The 11,805-nt window shown below is 39.6% G+C and carries 12 protein-coding genes and 1 pseudogene; 8 read left to right on the top strand and 5 right to left on the bottom strand.

The annotated features are described in order from the left end of the window. Positions 1-98: 98 nt before the first annotated feature. The 3 genes from SLS51_RS09120 to SLS51_RS09110 form a co-directional block, all read right to left on the bottom strand. A complete protein-coding gene (locus SLS51_RS09120; RefSeq protein ID WP_323837566.1) occupies positions 99-539 on the bottom strand; it encodes an MbnB/TglH/ChrH family RiPP precursor modification enzyme in 441 nt (146 codons plus the stop codon). 44 nt (positions 540-583) lie between these two features. Beyond that, positions 584-724, bottom strand: a complete 141-nt coding sequence (locus SLS51_RS09115) for a hypothetical protein (protein WP_323837564.1) — start codon at positions 722-724, stop codon at positions 584-586. Positions 725-1,098: 374 nt separating this feature from the next. After that, positions 1,099-1,476 (bottom strand): hypothetical protein, encoded by a 378-nt coding sequence (locus SLS51_RS09110; protein WP_323837562.1) that lies wholly within the window; start codon positions 1,474-1,476, stop codon positions 1,099-1,101. Positions 1,477-1,858: 382 nt separating this feature from the next. Here SLS51_RS09110 and SLS51_RS09105 point away from each other — a divergent pair. The 5 genes and pseudogenes from SLS51_RS09105 to SLS51_RS09085 all read left to right on the top strand — a co-directional run. Next, positions 1,859-2,218, top strand: a pseudogene (locus SLS51_RS09105) (recombinase family protein); the annotation flags it as partial. Positions 2,219-2,341: 123 nt separating this feature from the next. Next, positions 2,342-2,473 carry a hypothetical protein gene (locus SLS51_RS09100; protein ID WP_323837560.1) on the top strand — a complete coding sequence of 44 codons (132 nt, stop codon included), beginning with the start codon at positions 2,342-2,344 and terminating at the stop codon, positions 2,471-2,473. 48 nt (positions 2,474-2,521) lie between these two features. Beyond that, positions 2,522-3,370, top strand: coding sequence for an aKG-HExxH-type peptide beta-hydroxylase (locus tag SLS51_RS09095; RefSeq protein ID WP_323837558.1), 849 nt, complete (start codon positions 2,522-2,524; stop codon positions 3,368-3,370). 11 nt (positions 3,371-3,381) lie between these two features. Beyond that, entirely contained in the window at positions 3,382-4,461 is a 1,080-nt protein-coding gene (locus SLS51_RS09090; RefSeq protein WP_323837556.1) for a hypothetical protein, read from the top strand. Then, the gene (locus tag SLS51_RS09085; protein WP_323837555.1) at positions 4,458-5,792 is read left to right on the top strand and encodes an ATP-binding cassette domain-containing protein; all 1,335 of its coding nucleotides are present in this window, start codon (positions 4,458-4,460) and stop codon (positions 5,790-5,792) included. The genes SLS51_RS09090 and SLS51_RS09085 overlap by 4 nt, the downstream gene beginning before the upstream one ends. Before the next feature lie 163 nt (positions 5,793-5,955). Here SLS51_RS09085 and SLS51_RS09080 read toward each other — a convergent pair whose 3' ends face one another. Beyond that, complete coding sequence (locus SLS51_RS09080; RefSeq protein WP_323837553.1) at positions 5,956-6,192, bottom strand: Tn3 family transposase; 237 nt, start codon at positions 6,190-6,192, stop codon at positions 5,956-5,958. A 400-nt stretch (positions 6,193-6,592) separates the two neighbouring features. Here SLS51_RS09080 and SLS51_RS09075 point away from each other — a divergent pair, with 400 nt between their 5' ends. From SLS51_RS09075 to SLS51_RS09065, 3 genes are all read left to right on the top strand, one after another. Further along, positions 6,593-9,337 carry an RHS repeat protein gene (locus SLS51_RS09075; protein ID WP_323837551.1) on the top strand — a complete coding sequence of 915 codons (2,745 nt, stop codon included), beginning with the start codon at positions 6,593-6,595 and terminating at the stop codon, positions 9,335-9,337. Between the two features lie 506 nt (positions 9,338-9,843). After that, on the top strand, positions 9,844-10,140 hold the full coding sequence (locus SLS51_RS09070) for a type II toxin-antitoxin system TacA family antitoxin (RefSeq protein WP_323837549.1): 297 nt from the start codon (positions 9,844-9,846) through the stop codon (positions 10,138-10,140). Next, positions 10,118-10,630, top strand: a complete 513-nt coding sequence (locus tag SLS51_RS09065; RefSeq protein WP_113026223.1) for a GNAT family N-acetyltransferase — start codon at positions 10,118-10,120, stop codon at positions 10,628-10,630. Before SLS51_RS09070 ends, SLS51_RS09065 begins: the two co-directional genes overlap by 23 nt. A 67-nt stretch (positions 10,631-10,697) precedes the next feature. Here the strand turns inward: SLS51_RS09065 and fbaA are convergent, their stop codons facing one another. Then, positions 10,698-11,774, bottom strand: a complete 1,077-nt coding sequence (gene fbaA, locus SLS51_RS09060) for a class II fructose-bisphosphate aldolase (protein ID WP_323837547.1) — start codon at positions 11,772-11,774, stop codon at positions 10,698-10,700. Positions 11,775-11,805 lie beyond the last annotated feature (31 nt).

The raw sequence follows: 11,805 nt of genomic DNA, 5'->3' as shown, positions 1-11,805 counted from the left end.
ATGTGACCGGGGTGGGTGAGTGCAGCCGACAAAGAAGCAACTTGAAAGATGACGGGTATATATCATTAGCATGAGTATCTATAATCATATCAAACTTACTATGCCCCACCAGCCAAATGAATTTCTACAACATGACCTAATGGTAGTTTTAGCAAAAATTCTTCTGGGTCATAATTATGATTTATTGAATTAATATATAAGTTATTAATATCCAACAACATACCACAATCACTACCTTTTATTATTCTATTTATAAATTCAATTTCTGACAAATCAGAAAAAGACATTTCATAATAATAAGCAATATTTTCAATAATAAATCTATCACTAAATTGTGATTTTATTTTCTTTATTTTTTCTATTATTTTACATGCATTTTCAATTGAGAATTGTATTGGCATTAAATGCCCAATCTCAATATCTACGTGCCGTGTCGCTGATAAATGATCACTATACCATTTGGGGTTTTTATCATTAACAACCTGCTTTAATTTATTTATATATTCACTATCCAAACTCTCCTCGCTTCCCAATGACATATCAATACCATGAAATATAATTGGAACCTCGTTACAGCATTTTTCTAAATAAATATCTTCCTTATCCCAAAAAAATTTTCAGAATGTACTTCAAGAACATCAATATGTTGAATATTTTTATAAATTTCTTTCGAAAAAGATGACTTATAGTTAACACCAATACCAAGCTTTTCATATTTACTCATTGAGAATATCCTTAGCACTAAGAAAGATTAAACCATTTGAATTTAGCATTTTAAGAGAAGATATGAAGGTATCCTTGTCGATATCATAACATTCATTCACTTCATTAAATATATTACTAGCTAATATTACATTCTTACACGACAAGATAATATGACAGATAACATCACCCATCATACATGAGATAATTTCTCGGGATTTGTTTTTCTTATAAAACATAATATTACTTTCTCTTTCCATTAAATTTTCTTTCAAAATACTAGGAGATTCCCCCTTATGAAGAAGATCTAAATAAGATTCTAAAATAGTGCTACATCTTATACCACTCATAATTACATATATAACAATGGGTTGAAGAAGGTCATGTGTAGCAGAATTATGAAACGTTATTTAGTAATACACTAATGTTTTTAGTAAATTTTTTCACTCTCACTGTTGGATGAGAAATAATAAACACTTTTTCCAGCGGAGCTATGTCAATATTTGGTGTATAATCTATCCAATTATCATTCATATTTTGAAGATCAATTATAAGGCTGTTCTTTTCTTTCTCATATAATGCAATTAGTTTTAGTACATCATCTCCAGTTGAGTCGATTATGAAACTACAAAAAACCTTAGATTCGATAACAAGATTCCTTTTAACTTCATTATTAAAAGGAAGGCTATTTAAATATTTTTCAAATTCGAACTCAAACTTCTCTTCACCTAAATATTTATATACATTGGTAAGTGCTGCTTTCAAACCATCCATTCTCTTTATTTTTTGCAAAATCGACGAACTAACAAATCTTCCTCCATTTTTTTAAAAAAATTAATTAATACTTCTCTGCTCTCCGTAGCTATATAATATTTATCCATAAATTTATTTAGATTTTCATACATTTTTATCGAATATTTTGGATTTGATATTAACTTTGATAAATATATGTTTATTTCTCTTTGGTTCATCATTATATACCTTCCCCCCTAAATCCAATCAGAGGGGATTTAGTTTAGTTGTTATGGACAATCAACACTATTACAAAGAACTTCAACTGATGGCTCAGATTCTTCAATAAATTCAATTTCCATTTTAACTCCTCAATTGCTAATTACAGAATTGTTTTAAAAATATTAATTTATAATTAATATTTGAGATTGCTGACAAACTACAGGCCGGAAGCGTAAAATTGGCACTGGGAACCAGCATCTACGATCCGACAGACCCGATGGGGAAAATGTTCTTCAACATACTGGCTACCTTTGCCGAATTTGAGGGGGATCTGATACGCCTGCGCACCCGGGAAGGTATGGCTATCGCCAGGGCGAAAGGGAAACAACGAGGAAAGCAGCCAAAACTTTCTGATAAACAACAAAAAGAGCTGTACCGGATGCATGAAACCGGGCAATACTCAATCAGTGACCTTGCTGAATTAATTGATGATATGCCAGAGGAGATGTTGATAACGTTACACAACCTGGTTGTGAATCGCCCCAAATTATTTCACTTTTGATAAATATGATTATCATCACATCTTTATCAATTTGATGTGGAAGCAGAAAAATATCGCTGCTAGTTTTAGTATACCCAATACATGATTGGATATACTAAAATATCATATATGAGATAATACACTATGGATATTCAAGAACTGATCAGCTCAGTAAAAGAAATCGAAATTGAAGCAACAGAAATCCAGGTTAACAAAATGGAAAGTGAAGAAGTGTCCGTTCTTGGACCAATGAATATGCTTGCTTTTGACGCATAAAAATCAAGCACCCAGATATTGGGTGCTTTATATTTCTCTGGAGCCTATATGCTGAGTATCCTTGGTAAACAAGAGCTAGTGAAAAATGTCTATCTTTTATCCCGGCAATTCCTCAATGGGCAACAGGTTACAAATACTGATGACCTCAGACCATTTTATCTCAAATTTATTCAGAAACACCAACCCTATCAACCTGTTAACGTGGGTGAGGATATCATTGTTGTAGATGATGAAAAAATAAATGCGTTAAAAAATGCCTATCAACCGGGGGAACTCGATGATCTGAATCAGTTAAAGATGATCGGCGGCAGGCATAGTGCTGAGAGATACCGCGAGCTTTCTGAACTCGTCAGAAAAGGATATATCCAGCTCTCCAGTAGCAATGCTGATATTAAGCTAATATTCGATCTGGTCATCCACACCATTTTCTTCAGACAATCAACCAATGAACTCAGTGCCTCATCATTTGGTGGTTCATCTTCAACGGCAATAGGCAGTATCTGGATTAGCGGTCATGGAAATTTGACATCCCATGATGTCGCAGAGTTTCTGTTGCATGAACTGACGCACCATTTACTCTTTATTGATGAGCGGTGTCATGAACAGTTTAACTATCAGGAAATCATTAAACCTGAAAATTATTCAATGTCGGCGCTGCTTGGGAAAAGAAGGCCTCTGGATAAAGTAGTGCACAGCATCCTAGTCTCCCATGAAATTCTTAATGCGCGCAGAAACTATCTTGAGTCAGATATGGTCACGATTCATCCCGCGACTGATGTGTTAAAAAGGAACACAATAAACTCTATTGCAGAAACATTAGCAATGAAGAATCTGGATAACCTAGTGACCAAAAGAACCAGAGATTTTTTATTAAAAGCTCAGAACAACCTTAACTGACGGGGTATAACATGTTAGATTCAATTAAGATCTTGGCACAAAATATTGATACCCGATGGCGCGAGGATGACTATAGTTGTTACACCTTCGCCGACATCGCTAAATTAGAGCTAGACAAGATTGATTTAACCTCTCTCTTTTCTTTCACAGGTCTAATCGGCATTCTGGACAATAGCTCAATGTCTAAAATACAGATAGCCTCTGAATTTTCTGAGCTACATCTGAAACTTTTCGATAATTCCCGCTTTTACATTGAGGTGCTTAACTGGTGGGATAACGATACCTCAATTCATGATCATGGATTTGCCGGAGTTCTGCTTCAGCTTGAAGGAAGCTCTTTGAATGCAATATATTCATTTGATGAAACTGACGAGGTTAGCCACAACCTGAGTTTAGGAGACATCAAACTCTCTGAGGCTTATATCAGTAAAAAAGGAGACTGCCGGGTCATCCCCTATGGCAGAAAGGAAAAACATGCTGTTCTTCACCTGGAAAAACCGACAACCAGCCTGATTGTCAGAACCCACCCAGTCATGGAGTTGTCGCCGCAGCTCAACTACTTCCCACCGGGATTGAGGGTCAATCACTCCGCGACTGATATTCTGTTCAATAAGAAAATAAAATATTTCAGACTATTAAACATGATTGATGCCGCAGAGTGCAGAACACAAATGTTGCATGAATTAAAACAGCTGTCATTAACCGAGCAGTTCTGGTTCATCCTTAAACTGTCAAAAATAATTTATCATCCAGCCAATATAGACTTACTCAATGAATATGTTAACTCCGCAACTTCTGAGGAAGAAAAGGAACGAAAAATAAAAGTGGTATCCGCAGTAACATTACGCAAGACATCTCAATTTTTTATTGATGAAATCAAACCGCTGTTTGATGACAACAAGCAACGACTGCTGCTGTCCTGCCTTGCCGCCTCTTATAATCAGGAAGACAGAACAAAAATTTTGCAAAAAGTGGAAATTACAAAATTTGAAGATGTACTCAAGGATATCATAGACAAACTGCCATCGCACCTTAGGCCAGCAATGATACATGCGCTAAAATTAACAGGAACAATAATTCAAAAAACATGAACAACATTATCTTCAACAAGTTTTTTATAGCCAGCGTCGGGTTCATCTGCCTTCAACAAATGCTTGTGGGGTTGTCGACATATTTCATTGGGATGGCAGGGGAAAACATTAACCTAAGCCCCTCCGTGGCTCTTTTTTATACCGGAATGTTCTTCCTTTCTATTTTTATTGCTTATATTTTGGGTTCATCATCTTTGTTTTATCGTGTGAAACTATCTAACTCATTATGGCAAAACTATTATTTATCAACATTAGAGGAAGTCTCACACAATCATTCACACGCAACAGACGAGAACAAAAAGATGACTCAACTCTGGCTCAGTGGTGAAGCACTCAGTACTTTTGATGAGGTAGGCTTTGAGTTCGTTGAGATTCTCGCCATATATTTTAACGTTATCTTCACCACTATCGCGTTATTTATCATTCTAGGTGTGGAGTTGGCTGGAGTCATTGTGTTTTGCATGTTACTTACAGTCATACTCTTGTATCTGGCAAAAGGAAAAATCGGGAAAATTGCCGGTAACATGCAAAGCGATAAAATAACGACATTGCATTTCATGAGTAAAATATGGGATAGCATGTTTTATGGTGACCGGGAGCGGCTGGCTTCAGCACAGGCATCAACCCGGGAGAAAGCCACTATTTATTTCAAACGAAAAGAGTCATACAAACTGCTGGAGCAGATAATTTCCTGCACTCCCATTCTCATTTCCATCCCGTTGCTGGTAGGATTTTCATATTACCAAGTTTCAGCTAACGAAGTCGCTATCGGCGCGCTGGTTGCCGTACTGCCAAGAAGCCTGCAGCTGTTCCAAAACATTCATGCTGCCAGTATGAGCACAAGCCAGATTTTATTATTGAAAAGCAAAATTACAAAGCTGTACTCCTTTTCTGCAACCCTCAAAGGTTATGATTACCTCTCCAGTATTGATCATACACGATTATCAATTACCAACACGCATGATGGCAAAGAGATAAACGTACAGGATATCTTAGGTAACAGCTTCATTGGTCGTACTTCTAATGGAAGACTATTGATCATGGGGGGGAATGGTGCAGGTAAATCATCGCTCATAAAATATTTGAAGAGTAAACATCCCGATGCTTTATTTTTTGGCCCCGGCATTGATACCAGTGACGACGCATTGTCAGGCTCCACAGGACAAAAACAATTACATCAACTTGAATTATTATCAGGGATGCAGAATCGTGTTATCCTCCTGGATGAGTGGGATGCAAATTTAGACACTCTCAACACAAGCGAAATGGATAAGCGACTCAATGCCCTGTCAATGAATAACTTAATCATCGAAATACGCCACAAGGTTTAGTGAATGAGATGAACGCATCCCAATAATTTGAGAGTGGCGAAAGGTTCAGCAGAAAAGGGGCGGATCCTCGCAGACTTCCGGCATCAGTGGTAAGTATCCGTTGAAAGCGCATTGCGCTAACACTGGTGATATATGACTGAACGGTTACATTTTTGTCATCTGACTAAAAATAGCAGGTCGGAAATTTCGGCGGTTCCAGCGTATAACCCCTGTAAACCATGTCATAGAGAGAGTGGCCTTCATACTCATTCAGCCCGATATTTTTCGCATTCACGACAACATAATTGGCTATCAGAGTGTACAGAGAAATCCCTCGGCCTTTACCCAGATATTTTCTGGAGTAACGGGACTGGATAGTACTGTCCGTTGTAGAAAATTTTTGCCCATCGGCATCAGCCAATATCTTATTCTCAATGAGCTCCCATCACCTGAAGATGGGTAATTGTAGCCTATTGAATTCGAAAACCGTCATGCTTGCAATCATCGCCTTTTTTTGCTCACTTTAAATGATAGTGAAATTGCCGTTATGTATTTAACAGTGAAATACAAATGATTCGTTATTTAAGCACCATCGATATATCAAATCAGCCAACCACTTGTTCTCCCAATAGTTGGCCGATCACACCAGTTAGCTGAAACCTTAATTACCATCAATACAATCTCAAAAATTACCAAAGCGTTTGCATTAATAACATCACGATAAATCACTTTCCTTAACTTATTTAGTGATATAAGGTCTTTTGGCTGTTGCCGTAACTTAAATTATTTTTAAGATTAATACCGCATTAAGGAGTTTAAATATGAGCAGTTATCATTCTGCAATTGACCAAAAAACACCATCGATCAGTGTATTAGATAACAGGAAGCTAAATATACGTACTTTAGAATATCTACGTACTCAAGCTGATGAAAACAGTGATGAATTGATCACACTCCATGAGTTCAATATTCAAGGATTTGAGGTAAAAAGTACCGATCCTCGTAAGAATAAAAATCAGAGCGGCCCGAATTTCATTCGCGTCTTTAATCTTGCAGGTCAGGTTCTACGTGAAGAAGGGGTTGATGCTGGTCGAACTATCATCCTCAACGATGTTGAAGGTCGCCCGGTATTGACTATCAATGCAACTGGTGTCCGCCAAAACTATCACTACGAAGACAACATCCTACCCGGTCGCTTACTTGCTATCATCGAACAGATGCAGGCAAAAGAGAAAACGACCGAGCGCCTTATCTGGGCCGGCAATACGCCGCAAGAAAAAGAGTACAACCTTGCTGGTCAGTGTGTCCGCCATTACGATACCGCTGGACTCACTCAACTCAACAGCCTTTCTCTGGCTGGCGTCGTGCTATCACAATCTCAACAACTGCTCGTCGATGATCAAAATGCCGACTGGACAGGTGAAGATCAAAGCCTCTGGCAGCAAAAACTGAGCAGTGATGTCTATACCACCCAAAATAGCACTGATGCCACCGGGGCTTTACTTATCCAGACCGATGCCAAAGGCAACATCCAGCGTCTGGCCTATGATGTAGCCGGGCAGCTAAAAGGCTGTTGGTTAACACTCAAAGGTCAAGCCGAACAAGTGATTATCAAATCGCTGACCTACTCTGCCGCCGGACAAAAATTACGTGAAGAGCACGGTAACGGGGTTATCACCGAATACAGCTATGAACCAGAAACCCAACGGCTTATTGGTATCACTACCCGCCGTCCGTCAGATACCAAGGTGTTGCAAGACTTACGCTATCAATATGATCCGGTAGGCAATGTGATCAATATCCGTAACGATGCGGAAGCCACCCGCTTTTGGCGCAATCAGAAAGTGGTCCCGGAGAATAGCTATACCTACGATTCCCTGTATCAGCTTATTAGTGCCACCGGACGTGAAATGGCCAATATAGGTCAGCAAAATAATCAACTGCCCTCCCCTGCGCTACCTTCCGACAACAATACCTACACTAACTATACTCGCCGCTACAGTTATGATCACAGCGGTAATCTGACGCAAATTCGACACAGCTCACCGGCTACCCAAAATAACTACACCACCGCTATCACCATCTCGAATCACAGCAATCGCGGCGTTCTCAGTACGCTGACAACAGATCCCAATCAAGTAGATACGTTATTTGATGCCGGTGGTCACCAAACCAGTTTATTACCCGGCCAGACGCTGGTCTGGACATCACGAGGAGAGCTAAAGCAGGTCAACAACGGCCCAGTAAATGAATGGTACCGCTACGGCAGCAATGGAATGAGACAACTGAAAGTGAGTGAACAGCCAACCCAAAATACTACGCAGCAGCGGGTAATCTATTTGCCGGGGCTGGAACTACGCACAACTCAGAACAGCACCACAACAATAGAAGAATTACACGTGATCACACTAGGTGAAGCCGGTCGCGCACAGGTACGGATGTTGCACTGGGAGAGCGGTAAACCAGAAGGTATCAACAACAATCAGCTACGTTACAGCTACGATAATCTGATCGGCTCCAGCCAGCTTGAACTGGACAACCAAGGGCAGATTATTAGTGAGGAAGAGTATTATCCATTTGGCGGCACAGCGATGTGGGCAGCCAATAGCCAAACAGAAGCCAACTATAAAACTATTCGCTATTCAGGCAAAGAACGGGATACCACCGGGCTGTATTATTACGGTTACCGCTATTATCAACCGTGGGCGGGCAGATGGTTAAGCGCGGATCCGGCAGGAACCATTGATGGGCTGAATCTATACCGAATGGTGAGAAATAATCCAGTAAGTTTGCAGGATGAAAATGGATTAGCACCAGAAAGAGGAAAATATACTAAAGAGGTGAATTTCCTTGATGAATTAAAATTTAAATTGGCAGCCAAAAATTCACATGTTGTCAAATGGAACGAGAAAGAAAGTAGTTATACAAAAAATAAATCATTGAAAGTGGTTCGCGTCGGTGATTCCGATCCGTCTGGTTATTTGCTAAGCCATGAAGAGTTACTAAAAGGTATAGAAAAAAGCCAAATTATATATAGCCGGCTCGAAGAAAACAGATCCCTTTCAGAAAAATCAAAAACAAATCTTTCTTTGGGATCTGAAATATCCGGTTATATGGCAAGAACGATAAAAGATACGATATCAGAATATACAGAAGGGCATAGGTATAGAAGTAATCATCCCGATTTCTATGCAGCAACAGATTTCTTTGCTTTAATGGATAAAAGCGAAAAAAATGATTATTCCGGTGAAAGAAAAATTTACGCGGCAATGGAGGTTAAGGTTTATCATGATTTAAAAAATAAACAATCAGAATTACATATCAACTATGCACTGGCTCATCCCTATACGCAATTGAGTAATGAAGAGAGAGCGCTATTGCAAGCAACAGAACCCGCTATTGCAATAGATAGAGAATATAATTTCAAAGGCGTTGGCAAATTCCTGACAATGAAAGCAATTAAAAAATCATTGAAAGGGCAGAAGATCAATAAAATATCAACAGAGGCTATTAATATTCGCTCTGCGGCTATCGCTGAGAATTTAGGAATGCGGAGAGCTTCATAAATTTGGTCACATACCCTATGGATTTCAAGATGCATCGCGACGGCAAGGGAGTGAATCCCCGGGAGCATAGCAAACTATGTGACCGGGGTGAGTGAGTGCAGCCAACAAAGAAGCAACTTGAAAGATAACGGGTATAGAACTTTAAATAGAAACTAACTGTACTAGCTCAGACTAGAGCTAGTACAACTCAGGTGGCTGCTTCCCGCCGTAAAGAGGGTTTACGGCGGTTTTTGCTAACAACTCTGCATACTCGGATTCACTTGCACCCGAATCTTGATGATTTTTGTTCTATCTGACTATGGTTTGTTTAGTCTCACAATTATGGCGTCATTTTGGCACACATGTTGAATTTTGTTAAAAAAAATCTTAAACTAGCCAATGAAGCAAACTTAGCATTTCACTAAACCAATATGTTCCGCTAGCTCCAAATAAATAATGCAAACGAGTAGTGGATATCTATAGTGAACTAAAGAACTAATAACCACAATGCGGTAGGAGTAAGGCTTATGGCCACATTAGCAAATGAAAGAATCACCACAAGGGTGAGTTCAGAGACCAAAGAGCTACTTGAAAGGGCGTTATCACTATCAGGGTATGCAAGTTTGAATAGCTTTATTGCCAATGCTGCTGTAGCAGAGGCAAAAAGACTCATTGAACAAAATATGCGTATTCAATTGTGTCAAGAAGATGCATTGGCATTTGTTCATGCATTGGAAAAACCAATCAAGGTAAACGAACGTTTCCTTTGTGCTGCTCGTAGACATAAAGAAACAATAAAAAATGAAGATAGAACGTCTAGATAAAAACAAACACGATAGAAATAATTTTAACTGTGGTGAACCCGCACTAAACAACTACTTGAAGGCAGTATCGGGACAACATGATAAAAAGGACTTATCAAGAACATTCGTCCTTACAAGTAGTCAAAATGGATCTCAAATAAAGGGATACTATTCCCTAGCACTATGCACGGTAGAGCTAGACGAACTACCAGAGAAAATATCGAAAAAGTACCCTTCTACACTACATTGCGCACTTATTGGTCGCCTAGCTATAAGTAAGTCATTTCAACGCCAAGGGTTTGGTGAAATATTGCTTATAGATGCAATTCGAAAAGCTATAGAGTCGTCAAAATCTATTCCTACCCCGATGATTATCGTCGATGCGAAGAACGACATAGCCAAAAAGCTGTATATGAACGTAGGGTTTGAGGAGTTTCCTCAGACAAAGAGCAAACTGTTCATGTCTATGGCTGTTGCAATGGAAATGATAAAAAGAGTAGATGCGATGTAACATATCATTTACCGAATGCGGCTAACGTTCCCTCTGAATAAACATTCAGAGGGAACGCTTTCACTAATTACAATACATCAATCGCGTTCAATTCTTTGAAAGCCTGTTCCAAGCGGGCAGCCATAGAAACCTGACCGGCACGCAGCCATACCCGTGGATCGTAGAATTTTTTATTAGGTTTATCCGCGCCTTCTGGATTGCCTAACTGGCCTTGCAGATAGCCTTCGTTCTTTTGGTAGTAGTTGAGAATACCTTCCCAAGTCGCCCATTGGGTGTCAGTATCGATATTCATTTTAACAACACCGTAACTAACCGCTTCTTTGATCTCTTCCGCCGTAGAACCGGAACCACCGTGGAAAACAAAATCCAAACTGTTATGCGGTAGATTGAATTTCTCAGACACATAGTCTTGAGAGTTACGCAAAATTTTTGGTGTCAGTTTAACGTTACCCGGCTTATAAACACCGTGAACGTTACCGAAAGAAGCCGCAATAGTGAAACGTGGGCTGATAGCATTCAGTTTCTCATAAGCATAAGCAACATCTTCCGGTTGAGTGTACAGAGCAGAGCTATCCATATGGCTGTTATCAACCCCATCTTCTTCCCCACCAGTACAACCCAACTCGATTTCCAGCGTCATATCGATTTTTGCCATACGAGCCAGATAATGGCTGCAAATCTCAATATTCTCTTCCAGAGATTCTTCTGACAGATCGATCATGTGAGAAGAGAATAAGGGTTTACCCGTCGCTGCGTAATGCTTTTCTCCCGCCTCTAACAGGCCATCAATCCACGGCAGCAATTTACGCGCGCAGTGGTCAGTATGCAGGATCACAGGAACACCATAATGTTCAGCCATCTGATGAACATGGTGAGCACCAGAAATTGAACCCAGAATAGCCGCTTGTTGACCTTCAGCTTTCAAACCTTTACCGGCAATAAAAGCAGCACCGCCGTTAGAGAACTGAATGATCACAGGAGAACGAACTTTGGCAGCGGCTTCCAACACGGCATTGATTGAATCAGTACCTACACAGTTGACCGCCGGTAAAGCAAAGCTGTTTTCTTTGGCTATAGCGAACACTTTTTGAACATCATCACCAGTGATGACACCCGGTTTTACGAAATCAAAAATTTTAGACATGTTACGTGGGTCCTGTTTAGAGCGGGCAGCC

Source organism: Photorhabdus africana (genome assembly GCF_035181445.1).
Taxonomy (GTDB): Bacteria; Pseudomonadota; Gammaproteobacteria; order Enterobacterales; family Enterobacteriaceae; genus Photorhabdus; species Photorhabdus laumondii.
Note: the sequence above shows the minus strand (reverse complement) of the source record. Positions and strands in the feature narration are given on the sequence as shown.